This window comes from Actinokineospora sp. (assembly GCF_052390155.1).
Taxonomy (GTDB): Bacteria; Actinomycetota; Actinomycetes; order Mycobacteriales; family Pseudonocardiaceae; genus Actinokineospora.
In genome coordinates this window covers 1-22477 of the sequence record NZ_JBQTHF010000024.1, presented here as the reverse complement: position 1 = coordinate 22477, position 22477 = coordinate 1, and the positions used below count along the sequence as shown (strand labels likewise).

The window sequence follows — 22477 nt, the reverse complement described above, 5'->3', positions numbered from 1 at the left end:
TGCATCGGCCCCGCCTGAGCCTACGAACCCCGGTGGCCTGGCACAACGCCGCGGGGAACACGTAACGCGACCAGGCCCTGTCGAGATGTCGAGGACATTCGGGTACACAACGACGAAACACGGGACAAAGATCCGGCCACCTCGACGCCAGTTCGTGCGACGATGGCCACATCCCATGCTCGTCGGTGCTGATCATAGGAGGGGCGGGGTGCCCGCTATCGCAGGTGCGGAGTCCTACGCGCACGACGGGTCCACCGAGGTCGGTGTGCTGGTCAGCCACGGCTTCACCGGCTCGCCGTTCAGCATGCGCCCCTGGGCCGACCGGCTCGTCGCCGAGGGTTTCAGCGTGCGGCTTCCGCTGCTGCCCGGGCACGGCACGACCTGGCAGGAGATGAACCGCACCGGCTGGACCGACTGGTATGGCACGGTCGACACCGCGCTGCGCGAGCTGCTCGAACGGTGCGAGACGGTGTTCGTGTTCGGCCTGTCGATGGGCGGCACGCTGTGTCTGCGGCTCGCCGAGGAACACGGGTCGGCCATCGCGGGCGTGGTGCTGGTCAACCCGTCGGTGATGACGCTGCGCAAAGAGATCAAGGTCGTCTCGGTGCTGTCGAAGGTCGTGCCGTCGATCGCCCCGATCAGCGACGACATCGCCAAGCCCGGCGTCACCGAGCACGCCTACGCGCGCACGCCGCTGCGCGCCATGGCGAGCCTGGTCAAGCTGTGGGCGACGGTGCGCCGCGACCTGTCGAAGGTCACCCAGCCGGTGCTGGTGCTGCACTCGGCGGGAGACCACGTCGTCGAGCCGGAGAACTCGCGGATCGTGCTGAGCGAGGTCGGCAGCGCCGATGTCACCGAGGTCGTGCTGGAGAACAGCTACCACGTGGCCACCCTCGACCACGACGCGCCGCTGATCTTCGACCACAGCGTCGAGTTCGTCCGGCGGGTGCTGGCCGAGCGGGCGGGTGACCGGGTGTGAAGGGCGACGGTCCCGAGGACATCGACGCCGCGTTCGCCCGGATCGTGGCCGACCTCGAACGCGAGGGCATCGGCCGCGACGTGCCGTCCGAGGCCGAGGTGAAGAGCGAACACGCCGAAGCCACCCGACAAGCCGAGCCCGATCCCCCCGACCCACCCCCCACCCTCGGCGGCTGGCGAGGCCACGAAACCGAGTACGACTGGGCGGGCGACAACGACGACGAGCACTACGAGCCCCCCGAGCCACCCCCCCTGCCCCGTCTGCGCCCGGCCACCCTGGTCGCCATCGGCCTGCTGATCACGGGCGTCGTCCTGCTGATCCTGCCGGGCGTCATCGGCATGGACGCCCGCATCGCCACCCCGATCGCCCTGGTGGCCCTGGCCTCGGGTATCGGCCTGCTGCTACTCCGAGTCCGTCGCAACCCGCACGAATACCCCGACGGCGACAACGGCGCCCAAGTCTGACCTGTCCTAGGTCGAGCTAGTCGCGCAGTTCCCACGTCTGCTCGGAGAAGTCCTCTTCCGGCGGGGCCGGGCGGGGCCGCGGGGCGGGTGACGGCGACCCGGTCAGGCCTGTGAGCTGGGCGAGTTCGGCGGTCAACGCCGGTCCAGCGAACGGTTCCAGCAGCGCCAGTCCGTCGGTCAGCGCGGTCACCGAAGCCTCCTGGACCAGTCGCTCGATCTCGGCCGACAGTGCGGCCGCCGCGAGTGTCCGCGGCGATTCGCCCAGCTCCAGGCCGACCAGCATGCCCTCCAGGTTCACCGTCACCTCGATGCCGTGCGCGCCCCGCGCCCGCGCCGTGATCGCGCCGAGGCGGGCCAACAGGCCATCGGCGCGGTCGTCGAGGTAGGTGCTCGCGGCGATCAGTTCGTCGGTGGTCATCGCGGACAGGTCCGTGGTCACGACTGCCTCCAGGTGTCCGGCGTGGTGGCCTCGACGCGCTCGGTGAGGGTCGCGTCCTGGTCCAGGCCGAGCAGCGCCGGGTCGAGCCCGGCGAGTGCGGTGTCCAGGGCGTGCCGGGTGCGCTGGTTGGCCAGCGCCGCCGCCTCGCGGACCGCGCCGAGCACAGCGTCGGAGAGGCCGCGCGAACCCAGGCGCAGCGCCGCGTCCCGCAGTTCCAGTGTGGACAGTGCGCCGCCGGGGAACACCTCGACCCGGATGGCGCCGCCGTGCGCCTGCGCGGAGCCGGTGATCTCGCTCATGCCACCCCCTCACGGACGCCCTGTGACACTGATTCGCTCGCAGGCTCGCTCATGTCGGATGCACCCCGCCGTAGAAGGTGGACGACGACAAGGTGTGCGTACGGCGCACCACCTGGTCGGTGTTCGGGCCCGAGTTGCCCTCGATGAGGGTCACCTGGTTGCCGTTGACCTTCTCCACGATCCCGATGTGCTTGCTGGTGGACGTGTTCTCCGGGCCGGACCCGAACAGCAGCACGTCGCCCGGCCGCACTCGGCCGAGCTGGTGGCGGTTGTACGCCGTGCCGTTGCGCTGGCCCCAGCGGTAGACGTCGCCGGTGAACGGCAGGATCGGGATGTTCACCCCCGCCTTGCGCCACACCCAGGTGGCGAACGACGAACACCAGGCCGCCTTCGGGCCGAACTTGTTCGCGTTGCCCGGGCCCTCGTGGTAGCCGATCTGGGCGCTCGCGGCGTGCGTGATCTCCTTGACCTTGCTGCTGCTCGGCCGGGTCGTGGACGGACGGTCCGGCTTGGGGTCCGGCGACTTCTTCTTGTCCGGCGTCGGCTTGCGCACGGCCTTCGGGTCGGCGAACCCGTCGTGCTCGACGGCGCGTTCCAAGGCCCGCAACTGCTTGGCGGCCTCGGTCATCTGCGCCCGCACCGACACCACCTGCTTGGCCGACTCACGCGTGTGGTGGCGCACCAGTTCCGCGACGAACCCGACGGCCTGGATCAGGGCCGCGCGCTGCCCAGCGCCGCGCACCGCGAGACCCGCGTCGAGCACCTTCGACGCGGTGCCGGTGTACTCGTCGATCAGCCGCACGACGGCGCCGTGGCCGCCGTCGAGGGCCTGCGCGGTCGACGCGACGATGGTCGCGCCTTTGCCCGCGGCGGTCCCCGTGGCCTCCAGCGACGCCGTGACCCGCTTGGCGCGCCGCTCGAAGCCCTCGGCGCTGCGGCCCGTCCACTCGCCCCGCGCGGCCTCGGCGGAGCCGCGGTGCTCGGTGTGGTGTTCGAGGATCTTGGTGCTCGCGCTCTCCAGCGACCGCTGGGCCCGGTGCGCGTCCTCGGCCTTGCCCGCCAGCCGGTTGCGGTGCTCGATCATGTCGGCCGCGAACATCCGGGCGATCTTCTGCGTGTCCATGTCCGCCGCCCCTATGCCATCAGCTTCTTGAAGTCCGCCGCGACGTCGTTGTCCTCGCGGCGGTAAGCGGCTTCGGTGCGGGCGATGACCCGGCCGAGCTTGTCGGCGTTGCCCGCGACCCCGGTCACCTGGTGTCCCAGCGCGTCGGCGAACCGGGTGAGCGCGGCGGCGAAGCCGGAGTCCTTGCCGATCCGGCCGAAGCTGTCGTCGGCGATGCCCGCGACGGCGGCGATCCCCTTGCGCCGGATGCGGCGCAGTTCCTCGGCGAGCGCGTCGGTGTCGCGGGCGTAGCGGCGCAGCGCGGCGGTGTCGACGGAGAACGACTCGGGGCGCGCGGGCGCGGGCGTGGGCGCCGGGGCGGGCCGCGGGCCCCGGCCGCTCAACTCCCGCTTGATCAGGTCGACCAGCTCCTGCTCGTCCATGCCGCGCCTCCGCTCCCCGGCCCCGCGGGGGCCACGGGGGAAACAATCGGTCGGACGGCACCCGCGCGGCCACCGATGCTGCACGCGCGGTCACATCCGCTGCACAGCCGGACTAGCGCCTAGCGCCGCTTGCGGCCGGTGACCCGCAGGTAGCCCGCGGCGTCGAGCGCGCCGAGGTCGCCGGTGCGCAGCCAGCCGTCGTCCAGGGCGGCGGCGGTGGCCCCGGGGTCGCGCCAGTAGCCGCGGCACACCCGCTCGCCGCGCACCTGGATCTCGCCGTCGACGGCGATGCGCACCGCGACGCCCGCGAGCGGCCTGCCCACCGTGCCGACCCGGGCCGCGGCCGCGGTGTTGACGCAGATCGCCGCGGAGGTCTCGGTCAGCCCGTACCCCTCGTACACCGGGATACCCACGCCGCGGAAGAAGTGCGCCAGGTGCTCGCCCAGTGGCGCGCCGCCGGACACCGCGGCGACGCAGCGGCCGCCGAGCATCGTGCGCAGCCGCGCGTAGACGAGCCTGCTCGCGACCGCGTGCCGCACCCGCAGTGCCGCCGACGGGCCCGGCCCGGCCAGCGCGGTGCCGAACTCCACGGCCAGCGCCTCGGCCCGGTCGAACATCCGGCCGCGGCCCTCGGCGTGCGCGGCGCGCTTCGCGGCGGCGTGCACCCGCTCGAACACCCGCGGCACCGCCACCAGGAACGTCGGCCGGAACGTCGCGAGGTCCGACACCAGGTTCCGCGCGTCCGGCAGGTGGCCCAGGGTGGTGCGGGAGTAGACGCAGGCCAGCGCGATGGCGCGGGCGGACATCTGCGCCAGCGGCCGGAACAGCAGCATCGAGTTGCCCGGCCGCAGCAGTTGTGGGAATGCCGCGATGTCCGCGCGAATCCCGGCGAGCAGGTTGCGGTGGGTCAGCTCGACGCCCTTGGGGCGCCCGGTGGTGCCCGCGGTGTAGACCACGGTGGCGGTGTCCGACGAGCGGACCGCGAGCCTGCGGTCGTGCGCGTCCCGATCGTCCACAGTGGACCCAAGGGCGGCCAGTTCGTCGATCGCGGTGTCGAACCGCCAGACCTTGACCGCCCCGGTGAACCGGTCCGCGTCCCCCTCGACCAGCGCGAACCTCGCGCCGGTTTCGGCGAGCAGGCACGCGACCCGCTCGGCCGACGACGTCTCGGGCACCGCCACCGTCACCCCGCCCGCGGCCCAGACGGCGAAGTCGGCCAGCGTCCACTCGTAGCGGGTGCCCGACAGCAACGCGACCCGGTCGCCGGGCAGGAGCCCGCTCGCGATCAGCCCCTTGGCGGCGGCGAGCACCCGCGCGGCGAACTCCTTGGTGGTGACGTCGATCCAGGAGCCGTCGACCCGGCGGCGGAACGCGATCGCGTCGGCGAACCGCTCCGCGTTGGCCCACACCAGGTCGGTGAGGCTCTCCTGCTCGGTCACCGACGCGCTCGACTCCCGCACACGGACCTCCGGGCCGTAGTTCCCCCCACTGCTCACCCACGAAAACTAGACCTGCGCCGACCCGGGTCGCGGCCTGCCCCGCGCCACCGTGGGATGCTGCCTCCATGACGCAGGTCGACGTCATCGACGAGACGTTCATCGTGGTGGCGCCCAAGGTGGTCGCCGCCGCCTTCGCCGACCCGGCCGCCTGGCGCGCCTACTGGCCCGACCTGGTGCTCGACCTCTACGCCGACCGCGGCGACGAGGGCCTGCGCTGGACGGTGCGCGGCGGCCTCGTCGGCACCATGGAGGTCTGGCTGGAGCCGGTGCTCGACGGCACCCTGCTGCACTACTTCCTGCGTGCCGACCCGCCGGAGGGCTTGCGCGCCAAGGACATCCGCCGCGAGACCACCCGCCGCCAGCTCGCGGCGAAGGCGGTCGCGCTGAAACTCAAGACCGTCCTAGAGGATGGGCGGGCCCCCGGCTGCGCCCCCGCCCACGCGTAACGTGGGTTCGGTGCGGGTTCATGTCGTGTCCGACGTGCATGGCAACGCCGAGGCACTGGCCCGTGCGGGCGACGGGGCCGACGCCCTGGTGGTCCTCGGCGACCTGATCGACTTCGTGGACTACCACGACCACTCCGCGGGCATCCTGGGCACGGTGTTCGGCGCCGACAAGGTGTCGGTGTTCGCCCGGCTGCGCCGCGACCGGCTGCACGGCGCGGCGGGCGCGTACGCCAGGGAGCTGTGGGCGAGCCTGCCGGACGCGGCCGCCGTGGTCGAGGACGCGGTGCGCGGGCAGTACGCGAAGCTCTTCGCCGCGATGGCCGCGCCGACCTACGCGACACCGGGCAACGTGGACATGCCCGCGCTGTGGCCGGAGTTCGCCCGCGACGGCGTGCGGGTGCTCGACGGCGAGGTGGCCGAGATCGGCGGGCTGCGGTTCGGGTTCGTCGGCGGCGCGGTGCTGCCCGCGGGCGTCGAGCCGCGCCGCAACGGCGCCTTCCGGCCCTACCTGCGCACCCAGGACGACTACGCCGCGTCCACCGCCGCGCTCACCGGGGTCGACGTGCTGTGCAGCCACATCCCGCCGGACGTGCCCGAGCTGACCTACGACGTGATGGCCCGCCGCGCCGAGCTCGGCTCGGCCGCGCTGCTCGGTGTCATCCGCGCGCAGGCGCCGCGCTGGGCGCTGTTCGGGCACGTGCACCAGCCGCTGGCGGCGCGGATGCGGGTGGGCCGGACCGAGTGCGCGAACGTCGGACACTTCCAGCGGACCCGGTGGCCGTACGTGCTGCGCTGGTGACCGGGTAACCTGCCGTCCATGGCCGACGAGTCCACCCAGTCCATTGCCGTCGACGCGCCCGCCGAGAAGATCATGGCGGTCATCGCGGACTTCGCGGCATACCCGGAGTGGGCGGGCGCGGTCAAGCAGGCCGAGGTGCTCTCCCGCGACGGCGACGGCCGTGCGGAGCAGGTGACCTTCACCCTCGACGCGGGTCCGTTCAAGGACGTCTACACCCTGGCCTACGTGTGGGCGGACGACGGCCACACCGTCGACTGGTCGCTGGTCAAGGGGCAGATGCAGCGCTCGCAGAAGGGCCGCTACGCGCTCAAGGCCGACGGCGGCGGCACGACGGTCACCTACACCCTGTCCGTGCAGCTCGCCGTGCCGATGATCGGCCTGTTCCGGCGCAAGGCAGAGAAGATGATCATGGACACCGCGCTCAAGGAGCTCAAGCGCCGCGTCGAGCGAGGCTAGGCCGCGAGTGCGGATCCTGCTGTTCACCGGTAAGGGCGGGGTAGGCAAGACCACCCTGGCCGCGGCGACGGCCGCCCGGCTCGCCGCGACCGGCCGCAAGGTCCTGGTGGTCTCCACCGACCCGGCGCACTCGCTCGCCGACGCGTTCGGCGTGCCGCTGACCGCCGAACCGTCCGAAGTGGACGCACTGCTGTCCGCCGCGCACGTCGACGCCCGCGCGCTGGCCGACCGGTCCTGGCCGGACCTGCGCGAGCGGCTGCGCGGAGTGTTCGCGGGCGCGGGCCTCGACGCGCTCGACGCCGAGGAACTGACCGTGCTGCCCGGTGTGGACGAACTGCTCGCACTGTCCGAAGTGGCCAGACTCGCCGAGACCGGGCCGTGGGAAGTCGTGATCGTCGACTGTGGACCCACCGCCGAGACGCTGCGGCTGCTCGCGCTGCCCGAGGCGATCGCGGGCTACCTCGACCGGATGTTCGGCCCGCAGCGCCGGGGCCTCGGCGGCCTGCTCGCCGGAGCGGGCTGGCGCGACGCGGCCGATTCCGTGGCCACCCTGGCCGCTCACCTCGCCGGACTCCGGTCGCTGCTCACCGACTCGGCCACGACCAGCGTGCGCCTCGTGCTCACCCCCGAGCGGCTCGTGGTCGCCGAGACCCGGCGCACCCTGGCCGCGCTCGCGCTGCGCGGCGTGCACGTGGATGCGTTGGTGGCCAACAGGTTGGTGCCCAAGGCGCGGCGGTGGCGGGGGCAGGCGGCGGCCTGGCTGCGCACCCGCCGGTCCGAACAGGACAGTGTGCTGTCCGAATTGGACGCTTCGACGCCGCTATCGGTGCGCGTGGTGGAGCACCGCGCCGCCGAGCCGGTCGGCACGCCCGCCCTGCTCGCCCTCGCCGACGAGCTGTACGCGGGCATCGACCCGCTCGACGGCCTGCGCGCGCCCGGCGTGCCGCTGCTGTCGGTCGCCGCCGATGGCGACGACTACGTGCTCACCATCGCCCTGCCACTGACCGACGGCACGGATCTCGACCTCGTCCGCGTCGGCGACGACCTGGCGGTCACCGTCGACGGGGTGCGCAGGCTCGTCGCGCTGCCGCTTATGCTGCGGCGCTACACCGTCACCGACGCCGAGGCCGACGGCGGCGGGCTGGTGCTGCGCTTCGCGCTCGGCCAAGAGGAGCGCCCGTGACCGAACAGGACCCCGGGTCGCGCCTCGCCGACGAGCTGAAGCTGCTGATGGCCGCTGTCGCCGAGCGCGCAGGCCCGTGGCTCGACCGGGTCTCGGCCGGCACCCACGACGAGCACGACGAACCGTCGCAGGACGCGTGCCAGTGGTGCCCGGTGTGCGCGCTGATCGCGCTGGTGCGCGGCGAGCCGTCCGAACTCGCCACCCGCGGCCTCGACCGACTCGCCGACATCGTCGCCCTGCTGCGCGCCGTGCTCGCCGACCGCTGGCAACCTGGCGAGCAGCCGCACATGCCCGGGTTCCGGCCCGCGCCGCCGCCACCCGAACCGTCGTCGCGGGTGCAGCGCATTCCCGTGCGCCGCAAGGGAACTCCGGTGACACCGGAGTGACCGCGATCGGTGTCGACGTGGGCGGCACCAGCGTTCGGGCGGGAGTGGTCGACGCGCACGGCGCCGTCCTGGACACCGCCCGCGGCTCCACCCCGTCGGGGGAGAGCGAGTTGGAGGACGTCATCTGCTCGGTGGTGGGCGCGCTGGCCGAGCGGCACAAGGTGAGCGCTGTCGGGCTCGCGGTGGCCGGGTTCATCGCCAACGACCGCCGCTCGGTGATGTTCGCCCCGCACCTGGCGTGGCGCGCCGCCCCCGTCGCCGACCGCATCGCCGACCGGCTCGGCCTGCCCGTCGTGCTCGAACACGACGCCAACGCCGCCGCCCTCGCCGAGTACCGCTTCGGTGCGCTGCGCGGCGCCCGGGTGGGCCTGCTGGTCGCGATCGGCACCGGCATCGGCGGCGCCCTGTTGCTTGATGGTGAGCTGTTCCGCGGTGCGCACGGCGTCGCCCCCGAACTCGGCCACCTGCGGCTCGTGCCCGGCGGACGGCCGTGTGGGTGCGGCAAGACGGGCTGCTGGGAGCGCTATTGTAGCGGCACCGCACTCAGCGCGACCGCCCTCGACCTGCTCGCGCGGCATCCCGGCCGCTCCTCGGTGCTCGCCCGCGAGGCCGCCGCCGATCCCGGCGGTGTGACCGGCCGGAAGGTCGCCGCCGCCGCCCGCGACGGCGACCCGGTGGCGCTGTTGGCCATGGCGGAACTGGCCAAGTGGCTCGGCGAGGGCCTGGCGATGGTCGCCGACGTCTACGACCCGGAACTGGTCGTCATCGCGGGCGGCGTCTCCGAATCCGGCCCGCTGTTCCTCGATGATGCCCGTGAGCACTACAAGACCGCGGTCACCGGGGCGGGCCACCGCCCCCTGGCCCGCATCCGAATAGCCCACCGCGGCGACGACGCGGGCCTCGTCGGCGCCGCGACCCTGGCCGCCGAACTGCGTGGATGGTGAAGTGGCACACCTGGTGATGATCACCACGACAGACAGCGCCGCGGCGACGTCGGCACGGGTACACGCCGCGCACCGCCGCGTCCGGCTGCTCGACGCGGTCCTCGACCGTGCGCTCGACGGACATCTCCTCGCTACGTGCTGAACCGGTAGACCGTCTCACCGTCGAGCAGGGTGGCCAGGCGGTTCGCACGGTCGGCCCACCCCCACTTCCGCTCCATCCACCGGCGCCCGGCCGCACCCATCGCGGCGGCGCGGGCCGGGTCGGCCAGGAGGCTACCGACCCGGTCCGACAACGCCGCGACATCGCGGCCGTCGACCACCTGGCCGGTCTCCCCGTCGAGCACCGTTTCCGGCGCGCCGCCCGATCGGCCGACGACGACGGGCAGGCCCGTGGCCGCCGCCTCCAGGAACACGATGCCCAGGGCCTCCACGTCCAGGCCGCGGCCGTGCGTGCGGCACGGCATGGCGAACACGTCGCCCGCCGCGTAGTGGGCGGGCAGTTCTTCCCACGGCACCGAGCCGGTGAACACGACGTGCTCGGCCACCCCGGTCTGCCGGGCCAGCGCTGCCAGCCGCGACCGGTAGGGCCCGCCGCCGACCAGCAGCAGGCCCGCGTCCGGTACCCGGGCGCGGATTCCGGGCAGCGCCCGGATCAGCATGTCCTGGCCCTTGCGGGGCATCAGCCGGGACACACACACCGCGATCGGCCGCTCCCCCAGGCCGTGCCGCGCGCGGATCGCCGCCCGCGCCGCCGGGTCGGGCCGGTAGCGGTCGGTGTCGACGCCCGACGGCAGCAGTTCCAGCGCGGCGCGGGCGCCGAACGCGGCGGCGAACCGGGCGCGGGTGTAGCGGCTGACGTAGGTGACCACGTCGGTGGTCGAGCCGATGCGCCGGATCGCCTGGCGCGCGGCGGGCAGCATCGACCAGCCGACCTCGTGGCCGTGCGTGCTGGCCACCACCCGGCGGGCGCCCGCGCGGCGCAGCGTGGGGCCGAGCAGGGCCAGCGGCGCCGCCGCGCCGAACCACACCGCGTCGCACTCCTCGGCGCGCAGAATCTCCCGCGCGCGGCGGGCGACATCGGGGGTGGGGAGCATGAGCGAAGAGGGGTGGCGGACCACGGTGAACGGCTGCTTGGCGTCGAAGCCGCGGTGCCCGTCCCACGCGGGCGCGTAGACCACCAGATCGTGGCCGGGGAGCCGGGTCGCGAAGTTGTGCAGATAGGTCTGGATGCCGCCCGGCCGGGGCGGGAAGTCGTTGGTCACCAGCAGCGTCCTGCGCACCGGACCAACCTATCGGTGGCTACCGCAACGCCCCGCGCAGGTGCGCCTGCCACTCGCGCAGCACCCCGGCCCGGTCCAGGCCGACGGACCGGCGCAGCAGGTCGTCGGTCTCGCCTGCCGACACCGGCCCTGCCCCGGCCAGCGCCCGGTAGGTCTCGACCAGCTTGGCCTCGCCGAACCGCTCGGCGAGGAACCGGGCGATCGACCACGCCTGCTGGTAGGCCAGGTCGAGTTCGCGGTCCTTGCCGCGGAACGAGCGGTCCTCGGGCAGCGCGCCGGGCGGCCCCGACTCGCGGACCATGCGGGCCAGGTCGGGCGCTCCCTGGGCGAGGCCGATGCCGCTGTCGCGGTACCCGACGTAGTCGGCGAAGCCCTCCAGCAGCCACATCGGCGAGCCGTCGACGGTGGCCACGCGCGCGGCGACGTGGGTGATCTCGTGCCGCAGCACGACCCGCAGCGAGGCCACGGACAGCGCGCGCGACCCCATCGGGCTCAGCACCACGCGCTGGCCGGTCGCGGTGCCCGCCGCGGTGTCCACGCGGTCGGCGATGGCCACCGCCACCACCGACTCGACCGGGAAGTCCGGGCCGACCATGGCGCGCATCTCGGTCGGGCTGTCGGGCAGGAACAGCGCCACCCGCTGGGGCCACTCGGCGCCCCAGACCTGGGTGACCGACCGCACGGACGAATCGAGTTCGCGGACCAGCCGGTCGACCATGGGCTGGCTGCCCGGGTGGGCGAGCACGAGGCCGTGTGCGGTCGTGGTCACCTGGCAGGGACCGAAGTCCCACGGCCCGCGCCAGGTGCGCCTGCCGAGGTCGCCGAGCGCGGTGTCCGACCGCAGGAACCACTGCTCGCCGCGGCGGACGAACAGGTAGCCCATGGCGCGGGTGGTGGGGGTGCGGTCGATGCCGCGCAGCGCGTACCGCAGCTCGACGCCGGGGGCCCACAGCTCGGCCGCGGTCAGGTCGGCCGCGGGGTCGGGCAGCGTGCTCAGGTCGAGGGTGTCGTCGGGATGCACCAGGTACGACCAGGCGTCCAGCGGCACCGTCGCCAGATTGGCGTACAGCTCGCGCTGGGTCTCCAGGAACGTGGGGTCGGCCTGCGGGTCGAGCGTGCCGACGAAGGCCGCCTCGTCCCGGTTGACCATGGCGTCGGCGCGGCGGGCCAGCAGCGCGGTGATCGCGTCGGCCCGCTCGGCGTCCGCGGGCCCGACCGGCGGCGGCTCGGGGGCCGCGGCACCCAGTGGCTGTCCCTGGCCCGACTGCCCGGGCGGCGGGGGGACCGGGGCGGGCGCGGAGACGAGCGCGACCCCGCCGAGCGCGGCGACGGCCACCGCCGCGCACAACCACGCCCGCACCCGCGCCCTCCTGGCCATGTTCGGATCGTAGGGGAGAACACCGCCGGGACCGGAGCCCGAAGGCGCCGGTCCCGGCGGAACTACCCGCTCGTGATCGAAAGGAACTACCCGACGATGCGCCTGGCACCGAGGTAGTCGCGTCCGCCGCCGTCGACGGTGTCGGTCTTCACCGGCACGCCGAAGGTGGAGGCGTGCACGAGCCTGCCACCGCCGATGTACATGGCGACGTGGTGGATCGTGGCGGGGCTGCTGCCGTAGAACAACAGGTCGCCGGGCTGCAACTCACTGCGCGAAACCGCCTTGCCGACGCCGTACTGCGACCGGCTGGTGCGGGGAAGCGAGACGCCCGCGGCCTTGTAGGCGTAGGAGGTGAGTCCCGAGCAGTCGTAGCTGCCGGGACCCGAGGCACCCCACACGTAGGGCTTGCCGCGCTGCGCCAAGGCGACGTCCATGGCCTTGCCCGCGGCGCCGGGCGGAGCGAGGTAGACACCGTCGTCCCGGGGACCCGCCAGGTCTGACTTGTCCTGGGCGGAGAGCCGGTCCTTGGCGGCCTCGACCTGCTTGATCTGCGCCTTCAGGTCGTCGCGCTTCTTGGTGATGTCGATGGTGAGCTGTTCGGCGGTGGCCTTGGCCTCACCGGCACGCCCCTGCGCGTCCCCGGCCTGCTTGCGGGCCAGCGCCGCGGTGTCCACGGCGCTGGTGTACTTCTCCAGCGCGTCCTGGTTGTCCGTGGCGAGCACGTTGAGCGCCGAGGCCCGCTCCAGGAAGTCGTCCGCGGACGACCCGGTGAGCAGCGCGGAGATCTTGTTGAACCGCGCGCCCTGGAACGAGGCGTTGGCCAGCAGGTCGACCTGGCCGCGGAACTCCTCCTCCAGCGCGGCGGCCTGCTTCTCCAGGTCGGTCGCGGCGGCGAGGTCGGCGGTGGCCTTGTCGAACTCCGCTCGCTTGATCTGTAGGTTCTCCTCCGCCACGAGCAGTTCTTCGTTGACCGTCGCGGCCTGCTCGCTGAGGTCTTTGAACTGCTTGACGGCGTCGGAAACGTTCGTCGGCGGGGGCAGGGGGGCGGGGGGCTGGGCGATCGCCGGTGAGGGGGAGAAGCTCACCACGACGACGACAGCAGTGACACTCAGGGCTCCGCGCATTGCACGCTTGAGTCGATGCGACGCCACGTCGCGCGTACTCCTTACTCCGTCAAACCGCCAACGGGGCACCCTCTGCGGACCGGCGCTCCAGGAGCGCCGCGACCGGTCCGGTGCGCGAGCGGGTTCACCACTCGACACCAGATCAAGGACCACCCCACCGTGGGGGATTCCGGTTCAGCCCCCCGACAAGGCTGATTCGGCGGCGACCTCGCGTAGCCACCTCGGGGTGGGCGGCTGTTCGGCCGCGAGATCTCGGACAGGTTACGAAACGTGAGCCCACCCGTCCACTGGGGCAGGCGAAATAGGGGTCCCAAACGCCGATAAACCCCAACGGAGCAGTCCCGACTCCGCAGTGTGATAGCCGCAACACCACAGTTCACCCGGGTGGTGAGACCACTCGGCGACGCGAACCGACCACTTGGCGAGTGGCCGACTTCACCCGGGCGTGTCAGGTGCCTCAGGCGGTCTTCTCGACCGGAACCATCCGTAACCGCGGCACCAGACCGGCACTCGCCAGCGCGTCGATCGCCGACCGCTCGGAGGCGTCGAGGTCGAGACTGGGCGGCGCGCCCAGCAGGACGCTGACCACGCAGTCCCGGCACGCGTCGCCGCGAACCTCGCAGCTATCGCAGTCGATGATCATTTACCGGCTCCTCTCCGTACGGTCCGATCGCTTGATCGAAACCCTAGGAGAGGCCACCGACAATTTCGCTCACGCGTTCGACAACAGGGCGCTCACCTGCGGCTCAGGCACCCACGAATTCCCAGTGCCACGGCTCCTCGCGGCCCCGGCCGGGTTGTGCCCACGGCGGATTCGACCAGCCGAAGAAGGCCGCGTTCGCGGCCATCCAGGCGTATTCGGCGCTGCCGAAGGACTGCACCCCGCCGCACATGTCCACCGCGAGGCCCCAGCCGTGGTTGCTGGTGCCGGGCACGGCGGCCAGCGCGGGCTTGACCCCGTAGAGCCGCACCTGGGCGGCGAACGTGCGGTAGGAGTCGGTCAGGCACAGCGGCCTGCCGGACACCGAGGCGAACGCGGCCGACATCGCCCGGAAGGACTCGGCGGCGTCGCAGCGCAGCGCGTGCGCGGCGATCCCGACCGGACACAGCGCGGCCAGCGGGATCAGCCCGTTGGGATAGCCGCCCCACGCCCCCGCCGCCTCGCCGACACCGCGCGGCGGCAGTTGCACTCCCCCACACCGCCAGACCAGGCCGCCGTCGGTCGCCGTCGGCACCGGCTGCGCCGCCCGCGGCACCAGCGACGGCCGGGCGACGCCGAGCACGGTGTCGCCCGCCGGAAGGTCGGTGACCACCACACCGGCCAGCCGGGCGTCGGCGGTGAGCATGGTGCGCGCGTCGAGCACGAGCCCCACGCCCTGCGCGCCGAGCCGGGCCGGACCGAGGAACACGACGTCGCCGGGCTGCGCGTCGGCCGTGGGTACGGGCGCGAGCACCGCCATCTGCTCCGTCAGAGCCCCAGGCACGGTCAGACCACCCGCGGTGTACGCGGCGCGCACGAGGCCGTCACAGGAGTAAGCGGTAGGCCCTTCGCCGCCCTTGCCTGGCACGAACGGCCGCCCCAGGGCGCCCACGGCCGCGTCGACCGCGCCGAGGACCTCCGCGGGCAGCACCAGCACGCGCTCGCCGGTGGGCAGTGTGGCCTGGGCGGCACCGGGCTGGGCCGCGCCGCTCGACCCGGGCAGCGGCTGCAGCGCGACGGGCAGCCGGGCCGGGTCGCGCAGGTCGGCGGCCTTCGGCGCGACGATGCCCGCGGCGGTCAGCTTGTCCCGGTAGGCGCGCCAGTTCGCCGCCGTCGTCTCGTTGCGCTGCCGCTGGGAGGTCTGCTGGGCCACGACGGCGGCGTTCGTGTCGTCGACCTTGCCGCGCAGCTCCGAGGACACCGCGGCGGCCCGGTTGGTCGCGTCGCCGTTGCGCCGGTCGAGGTCTCCCTTGCGCTCCGCCGCGGATCGCTCGGCGCCCACGGCGGCGTTCTCGGCGTCGACGGCCGCGCGCTGCCTGCGCACGGCGTCGGTGAGCCTGCTGTCCTGGTCGACGCGCAACCGGTCGATAAGCCCGCTGCCCTGCAGGAAGTCCTCCGGGCTGGTCGCGGTGAGCAGCACCTGCACCTCGCTGGGCTGGGCCAGCGCGGAGAACAGGGCGGCCGAGTAGGCGTCGACCTCGTCCTGCTGGGCGGCCACGACCCGGTCGGCGGCCTCGCGATCGGTCCGCGCGCGACCCGCCTCGCCCGTCGCGGACCGCAGCTCGTCCTCCGCGACGCGGATCAGGCCGGACAGGTCGGACAGCTCGCGCTGCACGTCGGTCGCGGTGCGCTGCAGCTCGGCCACCTTCGGGTCGGCGAACGCCTCACCCGGGCGCGGGTCCGGGACCGGAGCGCCGGGCCCGACCCCGGCCTCGATCTGCGGCGGGTCGGCGGGCTGCGCGCCCGCGACGGGCTGCCAGAGCAGCGCGGTCACCAGGACCAGCGCCGATCCGCCCGCTATCCGCACCCGTCCCCACCCGCGCACCGACCACTCCCCTTGTTGTTGGCTTCCACCCGGTTCAACGCCGCCGGAACAGTCACGTGACGCCCGCGTACCCGATCGGGATCAGATTCTGCCCAAGCGGGCCAACAGGACGGCCGAGGGCACCGGGTGCGCGCCGCGCCTGCGCACCGCGTCGGCGACAGCGCGGTCGGAGGTGACCACGACGACCGGGCGCCCCTCGGGCTCCGCGGTGACCAGCGCCTTGATCACGTCGTCGGCGAGCACGCCGGGGTCGCTGAACAGCACCCGCACGCCCCTGGGCGCGGCCACCGGCACGGCGACGACCCCGGCGCCGTCGAACACCAGGGTGACCTCGGCGGCGGTCCGGGCGGCCAGTGCCGCGAGCTGGCGGACCAGCCGGTCGCGCTGGTCGGCCAGCGACAGGTCCGGGTAGCCCGTCTTGGTGACGTTGTACCCGTCGACCACCAGGTGCACGGACGGGAGCGCGAGCAGCCGGTCGAGCGCGGCGGGGTCCTCCACGCGGCCGACGACGCCCTGGGCGGCGGTGGCGCCGCGGACCAGGTCGGCCGGCCGCGGGCCGCCGCCGCCGAGCACGAGTTCGCGGCGCAGGCCGGTGACCGCGCCGTCGATGGTGTCGACGAGCAGCGCGAGGCGCACCTCGTCGGCCTGCCGGGCCTCGCGCGCGGACTGCCGGGCGATCTCGGCGTCGCCCTCGGCACGCTCGGCGCGGGCCCGCTCGGTCTCGGCGCGCTCGCGCTCACGGTCGCGCTGCTCGGTGATCGCGGCCACCTCGGCGGCGACCTCGGCGCGGAGCCGGTCGGCGGTGGCCTGCGCGGCCTCGGCGGTGTCCTTGGCCTCGCGCAGCCGCACGCCCTGCTCGCGCAGCCGCTTGCGCAGCCGCTCCAGTTCGGTCTCGCTCTCGCCGCGGACCCGGTCGGCGACGCCCGCGGACTCGTCGAGCAGTGTCTGCACCCGGGCCAGCTCGGCCTCGACCCGGCTCAGCCGGGTGACCGCGGTGTCGCGGGCGATGCGCAGCGAGGAGTCCGACGCGCGCCGCGTCACCAGTTCCACGTAGTGCACCGCGGAGTCCTCGCCGAGCAGCACGGCCGCCGCGGCCACCGCCACCGGGTCGTCGCCGCCGAGGTCGAGCGCGGCCGGGCGGTGCTCGCGGCACCACTGCACCACGGCCGTGCGGAACCCCACGACGTCGCGCAGCGCCGCGATGATCGGCCCGCCGCCCAGCCGGGCCCGCTTGGCCGGGGCGAACCGGGCGACCGCGCGCAACTGCTGGGGGACGTCGACCTTGGGCAGGGCGCCGACCGCCTCGGCGGCCAGCTCGGCGAGCCGGGCGCGGATCGGGTCGGGCAGCGCGGACCAGTCCACTGCGGAGTCCACAGTGGAGTCCACTGTGGACTCTGCGGGCACGTCCGGCGCACCGTCCACGGTGGACGGCTCGGGGAGCGGGCCGGCCGGGTCGGGTCCGACCGGCTGCGACGACGGTGCCATCCCATCAGGCTAGTCGCGAACCGCCGCACCGCGGATTGTCGGTGGGGTGATCTAACTTCGGCCCCGATGAGCACCGCACCCGACCCCCGCCGCCAGCTCGCCTTCGACGAGCTGGGCACACCGCTGCGCGACACCACCTTCGTCGTGTTCGACCTGGAGACCACCGGCGGCAGCGCGGCGGCCGACGCGATCACCGAGTTCGGCGCGGTCAAGATCCGCGGCGGCGAGGTGGTGGCCGAGTTCGCCACCCTGGTCGATCCCGGCCGCGGCATCCCGCCCGAGGTCGTCGCGATCACCGGGATCACCGATTCGATGGTCTACGCTGCGCCGCCGCTGGCCGCGGTGCTGCCCGCGTTCCTGGAGTTCGCGGCCGGATCGGTGCTGGTGGCGCACAACGCCGGGTTCGACGTCGGATTCGTCAGGACCGCATGCGCCACCCTGGGCTACCCGTGGCCGAAACCCGCGGTCGTGTGCACCGTGCGGCTCGCCCGCCGGGTGCTCAGCCGCGAGGAGGCGCCGAGCTGCAGGCTGTCCGCGCTGGCGACGCTGTTCCGCGCGTCGACCATGCCGATCCACCGCGCCCTGGCCGACGCGCGGGCCACCGTCGACGTGCTGCACGCGCTGCTGGAGCGGGTCGGGTCGCTGGGCGTGCACTCGCTCGAAGAGCTGCTGGATTACATCCCCGAGGTCACCGCGGCGCAGCGGCGCAAACGCACCCTCGCCGAAGACCTGCCGAACGAGCCCGGGGTGTACCTGTTCCGCGGCCCGGGCGAGGAGGTGCTCTACGTCGGCACCGCGTCCGACCTGCGGCGCCGGGTGCGCCAGTACTTCACCGCGGGCGAGACGCGGCGCAGGCTGCGGGAGATGGTGAGCCTCGCGGTCCGGGTCGACACGGTCACCTGCGCGCATCCGATGGAGGCCGAGGTGCGCGAGCTGCGGCTGCTCGCCGCGCACAAGCCCGCCTACAACCGCCGCTCGAAGAACCCTCGGCACGGTTGGTGGGTCACCCTCACCGACGAGCCGTTCCCCCGGCTGTCGCTGGTCCGCCGCCCGCGCGAGGGCGCGCTGGGCCCGTTCCGCAGCCGGGGCCGCGCCGAGGAGGCCATGTTCGCCCTGCAGGAGGCCACGGGCGTGCGGCCGTGCACGGTCCGTATCCCCGCCCAGGCCGCGGCCGCGCGCCCGTGCGCCCTGGCCGAGATCGACCGCTGCGGCGCGCCGTGCGCGGGCAGGCAGACCGCCGCCGAGTACGCGCCCGCCGTGCGCGCGGTCGGCTCGCTGGTGGCGGGCCACCAGGTCGATCCGCTGCGCCGCCTGGAACGCAGGCTCGCCGACCTGTCCGCCGCCCGGCGCTTCGAGCAGGCCCGGTCCGACCGCGACCGGATGTGCACGCTGATTCGCGCGCTCGACCGCGGCCAGCGATTGGCGGCGCTGGCGGTCGTCGCCGAGCTGGTGGCCGCCCGCCCGGACGGCGCGGGCGGCTGGGAGTTCGCCGTCGTGCGCCACGGCAAGCTGGCGTCGGCGGGAGTGGCCCGGCGCGGGGTGCCGCCGATGCCGGTGGTGGAGAGCCTGATCGCGTCGGCGGAGACGGTGATCCGCGGCGAGGGTCCGCTGCGGGGCTCGCCCGCGGAGGAGGTCGGCGTGGTGCTGCGCTGGCTCGACCGGCCGGGCACCCGGATGGTCCGCTGCTCGCAGCCCTGGGCCGAACCGGCGCGGTCCGCCGCGAGCTGGCGCACGTGGCTCGACCGCGCCGACCACGCGCGCACCGCCCTGATCACCCGCGACTGACGAGCCGCTGTGCTGACACGGGGGTGGGGACGCGGCAGGCGGGTAGGTGGCCGCCGCCCGACCACGCCTGGCCGATCGCGCTCTCGGATCGGGCGGCCGGGTCGGTCACCATTTGCTCTCGTCCTCGTAGAGCACGACGGTCTCGAACTCTTCTTCTTCGTCCACAGTGGACTCCGCGCGCCGCGGCGGGGCGGCGGGTGGCTGCTCTTCGTCAGCCTCCGCACCGGGAATGTGCTGCACGACGTCGCGGTCGCCGCCGAGGGGGACGAACGCCTCGGCGACACCGGCCGCGGCGGCCTGCCGGGCTCTGCGGCTCAGGGCGAGGATCTCGGCGGCGAGGTCGGCGGCCGTCTTGCCCATCGCGGCGTCCGCGAGGTGCAGGCCGGTCAGGGAACCGTTGGGCGCCACGGTGACCGTGACGGCGCCGTCGGCCGAGCTTTCCGTGGTGCCCGCGGCCTCCACGGTGGTCTTGAACTCGGTGGCCTTCTGCTGCAGGTCGGCGACCTTCGCCTCGAAATCCGCCAGCCACTCGTCCGGTGTCTGCACCGCTGTCCCCCTCGCCGGTCGCGCCGCCACGAGGGTAACGCGATGCTGCTCTAGGCTGGCGCGAACGACGAAGTCCACCCGAGAGGAGCCCGATGATCACGGCTCTCGTGCTCATCCGCGCCGCGACGGACCGCATTCCCGAGGCGGCGGAGGCCATCGCGGACATCGACGGCGTCGCCGAGGTCTACTCCTGCGCGGGCGATGTCGACCTGATCGCGGTGGTGCGCGTGACCGAACACGAGGAACTCGCCTCACTGATCCCCGGCCGGATCAGCAAGGTCGACGGCGTGCTCGACACCGACACGCACATCGCGTTCCGGTCCTACTCCCGCCGCGACACCGACGCAGCGTTCGACATCGGCGTCGACGACGCCTGAGCGCGGGTCACCGCCGGATGGCGACCACGTCGTAGGTCGTGGTCGGGGTCGTCGGCGTGCCTAACCGGGCGTTCGGCAGGTAGAGCCGGTTGCCGAAGGCGGCCACGGTGCTCGGCACGTCGAACCGCGGGTCGGTGCGTCGGCCGACCAGCCTGCCGCCGGTGCCCGCCCGGTCGAGCCGGAACTCGGCGACCAGGTTGAGCCGGTTCTGCACGACGATCAGCGTCCGGCCGTCGACCAGCAGGCCGTCCCCGTTGGGCACCGTCTCGCCGCCGAGGTCGACGGCGCGCGACAGCCCGGTCCGCGGGTCCACCCGGAACAGCTTGCCGGTGGGCGACTGCACCACGAGCAGCGCGCGGCCGTCCGGGGTGCGGGCGATCCCGTTGAGGTTGAACCCTGGCTGCTGCACCAGGTCCCCGGTGATCGGCAGCGTGATCACGTCGGCCCGCCCGCGCGGCAGCCCGTAGAGGACGGGGTTGAGCGAATCGGTGAACCAGGCGACGTCCGGGGTGAGCACGACGTCGTTGACGAACGTCGGCGCGGACGCGAACTGGTGGGTCGCGAGCACCTCCCCGGTGCGGGTGTCGATCACCCGGGCGTTGCCCGCCGCGCCGCCCGCGGCGAACAGCGTGCCGTGCCGGTCGGTCTTGAGCCCCACCGCGGGCGTGCCGGAGCCCTGGCTGACCACCCGGCCGCGGCCGGTGCGCAACTCGGCCCGGTAGATCGAGCCGTCGCGCAGGGAGCCGACGTAGGCGACCGGTCCTGGCCCGATGGCGATGCCCTCGGGCTGGAATCCGGCGGGCAGCGGGAATCCCGGGGGGAACATGGTCCCGGTCGCGGCGGCCGGTGTGGCGGCGGCGACCACGGGCAGGGTCACGGCCGCGGCGAGGAAGGTACGACGGTGGAGCATGACACCTCCGAGGAGGTGTCGTTGATCCTACAAGTACCCGAGCGGGCCCGCCGGGTGGTCAGAAGCGGCCCACGAACAGCAGCCGGGCGACCTCGGTGTCGGTCTCGCGGCCGTCGTCGTAGCCGCCCGCGCCGCGCAGGTTGTTCATGATCGCGAGGGTGTAGCGCTCGTCCGGGCCGACGAAGCCGACGCTGTTCATCACCCAGCCGCCGTCCTCGTCCGACCAGCCCGCCTTGAGCCCCGGCCGCGCGGCCGGGCCCGCCCCCCACACGCCCCACTGCTGGTTGGGCGCGACCGCGCGCATCCGCTCGACGAGATAGGCGCGGTCCTCGGCGGCCAACTCGGTCAGCACGAACGACAGCAGCCGGTCGAGGTCGTCGGCCGTGCACTTCTGGAATCCCCAGTACGGGTAGACCTCGCTGTAGCCACGCTCCGGTTGCAGGGAGGTCAGGCCGTAGCGGGGGAAGTCGCGGTTGAACGTGCGGTGGTCGGCGCCGCCGTACCTGGTCCACAGCGCGGACGCGGCCTCGTCGTCGGAGCTGCGCAGCATCCGGTCGAGCAGCTCGCGATCGCGCGCGGCCAGCCGGATCGCGCCCGCGCGGTGGCGCAGCAGCAGATCGACGGCCATCGCGAGCTTGATGGTGGACGCGGTCCAGGTGAGGTCACCCGCGTGCTCGTTGCGCCACACCGCGCCGGTCTGACGGTCGCGCACGACGATGCCGACCGTGCCCGGCCGCGTCGCCAGGTAGGTCTGGACGGCCACGAACCGGCGCTGGAAGTCGCAGTCGAAACCGGAGTCGGGCCGCGGACACTCCGCGCTGCGCACCACCGGCCCGGGCGCCGTGGCGCCTTCGTGGGTCGCGGGCGCCCCGCATGCGGCGACGGCAAGGACGAGTCCGCCTGCCAGCACGCGCCCGATCACCCGGGCAGGCTACCGCGCGAGCCCACGCTCGGGTCCGGCACGACCGAAACCGGCCGCGCGACGGCCGCGGGGGGGGCCCCCCACCGGGGGGGCCCCCCCGCCGCCGCCGCTCATTTCCCTCCGGGTCCACCCCCCGGGCGGCCCACGCTGGCGGGGGGCCGGCCCGTCGTTTGCGTGCTCGCCAGGTACGAGCCCTGACCCCGAAACACGGAGGTGAGCATGCACGCACGAATCGTTGCCGGCCTCGTGGCGCTCGCGCTCCTCGGCGGCTGCCGCAGCGCGGAGATCCAGACGGGCGAGCCCCGGCCGACCGTCCAGCCGGCCCCGCCGCCGCTGACCGCGGACGCGCTGCCGGCCGGCAGCATGCTCGAGGTGGAGCTGACGCAGACGCTGAGCACGGAGACCAGCACGGTGGGCGAGCACTTCAGCGCGCGCGTGAAGCAGGCGCTCGTGGCTCGCAACAACGAGGTCGTGGTCCCCATGGGCGCGACCGTGCACGGCACCATCACCGGTCTGGACGACTCGGATCACCCGGGCGACCAGGCGGCGATCCGTCTGGACTTCGACCGGCTCGAGATCGGCAGTCGGAGCTACGCATTCGAGGCGAATGTCGTCGATGCGGACGTCGAGTTCGAGAGCGAGGAGGACGTGGAGGACGTCGCCGAGAAGGCCGGCATCGCCGCGGCCGCCGGCGCCGTGCTCGGCA

General features: G+C 73.8%; 25 protein-coding genes and 1 pseudogene. 12 read left to right on the top strand and 14 right to left on the bottom strand.

Annotation, left to right across the window (positions count from 1 at the left end; all coding sequences use genetic code 11):
- The first annotated feature begins 208 nt into the window (after positions 1 to 208).
- Together ACT4N7_RS08720 and ACT4N7_RS08715 are read left to right on the top strand one after the other, a co-directional pair.
- Positions 209 to 979, top strand: coding sequence for an alpha/beta hydrolase (locus ACT4N7_RS08720; protein ID WP_444828105.1), 771 nt, complete (start codon positions 209 to 211; stop codon positions 977 to 979).
- Entirely contained in the window at positions 976 to 1443 is a 468-nt protein-coding gene (locus tag ACT4N7_RS08715; RefSeq protein ID WP_444828104.1) for a hypothetical protein, read from the top strand. Before ACT4N7_RS08720 ends, ACT4N7_RS08715 begins: the two co-directional genes overlap by 4 nt.
- Before the next feature lie 16 nt (positions 1444 to 1459).
- Here ACT4N7_RS08715 and ACT4N7_RS08710 read toward each other — a convergent pair whose 3' ends face one another.
- From ACT4N7_RS08710 to ACT4N7_RS08690, 5 genes and pseudogenes are all read right to left on the bottom strand, one after another.
- Positions 1460 to 1882, bottom strand: a complete 423-nt coding sequence (locus tag ACT4N7_RS08710) for a hypothetical protein (RefSeq protein WP_444828103.1) — start codon at positions 1880 to 1882, stop codon at positions 1460 to 1462.
- The gene (locus ACT4N7_RS08705) at positions 1879 to 2181 is read right to left on the bottom strand and encodes a YbaB/EbfC family nucleoid-associated protein (RefSeq protein ID WP_444828102.1); all 303 of its coding nucleotides are present in this window, start codon (positions 2179 to 2181) and stop codon (positions 1879 to 1881) included. The genes ACT4N7_RS08710 and ACT4N7_RS08705 overlap by 4 nt, the downstream gene beginning before the upstream one ends.
- Positions 2182 to 2230: 49 nt before the next feature.
- Positions 2231 to 3304: a CHAP domain-containing protein gene (locus ACT4N7_RS08700; RefSeq protein WP_444828101.1), complete on the bottom strand. Its 1074-nt coding sequence runs from the start codon at positions 3302 to 3304 to the stop codon at positions 2231 to 2233.
- Between the two features lie 11 nt (positions 3305 to 3315).
- A complete protein-coding gene (locus ACT4N7_RS08695; RefSeq protein WP_444828100.1) occupies positions 3316 to 3726 on the bottom strand; it encodes a type VII secretion target in 411 nt (136 codons plus the stop codon).
- A 125-nt stretch (positions 3727 to 3851) separates the two neighbouring features.
- Positions 3852 to 5186 (bottom strand): annotated as a pseudogene (locus ACT4N7_RS08690) (AMP-dependent synthetase/ligase); the annotation flags it as partial.
- Positions 5187 to 5290: 104 nt separating this feature from the next.
- On the opposite strand from ACT4N7_RS08690, the gene ACT4N7_RS08685 reads away from it, so the two are divergent.
- Genes ACT4N7_RS08685 through ACT4N7_RS08655 form a run of 7 tightly spaced genes read left to right on the top strand, consistent with a single transcriptional unit; the run spans position 5291 to position 9581 of the window.
- The gene (locus tag ACT4N7_RS08685; protein ID WP_444828099.1) at positions 5291 to 5671 is read left to right on the top strand and encodes a polyketide cyclase / dehydrase and lipid transport; all 381 of its coding nucleotides are present in this window, start codon (positions 5291 to 5293) and stop codon (positions 5669 to 5671) included.
- Between the two features lie 10 nt (positions 5672 to 5681).
- A complete protein-coding gene (locus tag ACT4N7_RS08680; RefSeq protein ID WP_444828098.1) occupies positions 5682 to 6470 on the top strand; it encodes a metallophosphoesterase family protein in 789 nt (262 codons plus the stop codon).
- Positions 6471 to 6488: 18 nt separating this feature from the next.
- The gene (locus ACT4N7_RS08675) at positions 6489 to 6926 is read left to right on the top strand and encodes an SRPBCC family protein (RefSeq protein WP_444828097.1); all 438 of its coding nucleotides are present in this window, start codon (positions 6489 to 6491) and stop codon (positions 6924 to 6926) included.
- Positions 6927 to 6933: 7 nt separating this feature from the next.
- Positions 6934 to 8109 carry an ArsA family ATPase gene (locus ACT4N7_RS08670; protein WP_444828096.1) on the top strand — a complete coding sequence of 392 codons (1176 nt, stop codon included), beginning with the start codon at positions 6934 to 6936 and terminating at the stop codon, positions 8107 to 8109.
- A complete protein-coding gene (locus ACT4N7_RS08665) occupies positions 8106 to 8495 on the top strand; it encodes a hypothetical protein (RefSeq protein ID WP_444828095.1) in 390 nt (129 codons plus the stop codon). The genes ACT4N7_RS08670 and ACT4N7_RS08665 overlap by 4 nt, the downstream gene beginning before the upstream one ends.
- Positions 8492 to 9439, top strand: coding sequence for an ROK family protein (locus tag ACT4N7_RS08660; protein ID WP_444828094.1), 948 nt, complete (start codon positions 8492 to 8494; stop codon positions 9437 to 9439). The genes ACT4N7_RS08665 and ACT4N7_RS08660 overlap by 4 nt, the downstream gene beginning before the upstream one ends.
- A gap of 1 nt (position 9440) precedes the next feature.
- Positions 9441 to 9581: a hypothetical protein gene (locus ACT4N7_RS08655; protein WP_444828093.1), complete on the top strand. Its 141-nt coding sequence runs from the start codon at positions 9441 to 9443 to the stop codon at positions 9579 to 9581.
- Here the strand turns inward: ACT4N7_RS08655 and ACT4N7_RS08650 are convergent.
- The 6 genes from ACT4N7_RS08650 to ACT4N7_RS08625 form a co-directional block, all read right to left on the bottom strand.
- Positions 9571 to 10719 (bottom strand): glycosyltransferase family 4 protein, encoded by a 1149-nt coding sequence (locus ACT4N7_RS08650; protein ID WP_444828092.1) that lies wholly within the window; start codon positions 10717 to 10719, stop codon positions 9571 to 9573. The two genes, ACT4N7_RS08655 and ACT4N7_RS08650, sit on opposite strands and share 11 nt — an antisense overlap.
- Positions 10720 to 10738: 19 nt before the next feature.
- On the bottom strand, positions 10739 to 12097 hold the full coding sequence (locus ACT4N7_RS08645) for a basic secretory protein-like protein (protein ID WP_444828091.1): 1359 nt from the start codon (positions 12095 to 12097) through the stop codon (positions 10739 to 10741).
- 86 nt (positions 12098 to 12183) lie between these two features.
- Positions 12184 to 13182, bottom strand: a complete 999-nt coding sequence (locus ACT4N7_RS08640) for an NlpC/P60 family protein (RefSeq protein ID WP_444828090.1) — start codon at positions 13180 to 13182, stop codon at positions 12184 to 12186.
- Between the two features lie 496 nt (positions 13183 to 13678).
- Positions 13679 to 13864: a hypothetical protein gene (locus ACT4N7_RS08635; RefSeq protein WP_444828089.1), complete on the bottom strand. Its 186-nt coding sequence runs from the start codon at positions 13862 to 13864 to the stop codon at positions 13679 to 13681.
- A gap of 103 nt (positions 13865 to 13967) precedes the next feature.
- Entirely contained in the window at positions 13968 to 15746 is a 1779-nt protein-coding gene (locus ACT4N7_RS08630) for a D-alanyl-D-alanine carboxypeptidase family protein (RefSeq protein WP_444828088.1), read from the bottom strand.
- Between the two features lie 81 nt (positions 15747 to 15827).
- Positions 15828 to 17231: an NYN domain-containing protein gene (locus tag ACT4N7_RS08625; protein ID WP_444828087.1), complete on the bottom strand. Its 1404-nt coding sequence runs from the start codon at positions 17229 to 17231 to the stop codon at positions 15828 to 15830.
- A gap of 66 nt (positions 17232 to 17297) precedes the next feature.
- On the opposite strand from ACT4N7_RS08625, the gene ACT4N7_RS08620 reads away from it, so the two are divergent.
- Positions 17298 to 19016, top strand: a complete 1719-nt coding sequence (locus tag ACT4N7_RS08620) for a DEDD exonuclease domain-containing protein (protein WP_444828086.1) — start codon at positions 17298 to 17300, stop codon at positions 19014 to 19016.
- 105 nt (positions 19017 to 19121) lie between these two features.
- Here the strand turns inward: ACT4N7_RS08620 and ACT4N7_RS08615 are convergent, their stop codons facing one another.
- Positions 19122 to 19562, bottom strand: coding sequence for a YbaB/EbfC family nucleoid-associated protein (locus ACT4N7_RS08615; protein WP_444828085.1), 441 nt, complete (start codon positions 19560 to 19562; stop codon positions 19122 to 19124).
- 92 nt (positions 19563 to 19654) lie between these two features.
- Here ACT4N7_RS08615 and ACT4N7_RS08610 point away from each other — a divergent pair, with 92 nt between their 5' ends.
- The gene (locus tag ACT4N7_RS08610) at positions 19655 to 19939 is read left to right on the top strand and encodes an Lrp/AsnC family transcriptional regulator (protein ID WP_444828084.1); all 285 of its coding nucleotides are present in this window, start codon (positions 19655 to 19657) and stop codon (positions 19937 to 19939) included.
- Between the two features lie 7 nt (positions 19940 to 19946).
- Here the strand turns inward: ACT4N7_RS08610 and ACT4N7_RS08605 are convergent, their stop codons facing one another.
- Both ACT4N7_RS08605 and ACT4N7_RS08600 read right to left on the bottom strand, forming a co-directional pair.
- Positions 19947 to 20849: an SMP-30/gluconolactonase/LRE family protein gene (locus ACT4N7_RS08605; protein WP_444828083.1), complete on the bottom strand. Its 903-nt coding sequence runs from the start codon at positions 20847 to 20849 to the stop codon at positions 19947 to 19949.
- A gap of 58 nt (positions 20850 to 20907) precedes the next feature.
- On the bottom strand, positions 20908 to 21771 hold the full coding sequence (locus ACT4N7_RS08600; RefSeq protein ID WP_444828082.1) for a tat pathway signal sequence: 864 nt from the start codon (positions 21769 to 21771) through the stop codon (positions 20908 to 20910).
- A gap of 219 nt (positions 21772 to 21990) precedes the next feature.
- On the opposite strand from ACT4N7_RS08600, the gene ACT4N7_RS08595 reads away from it, so the two are divergent.
- A partial coding sequence (locus ACT4N7_RS08595) for a hypothetical protein (RefSeq protein ID WP_444828081.1) occupies positions 21991 to 22477 on the top strand: 487 nt, incomplete at its 3' end.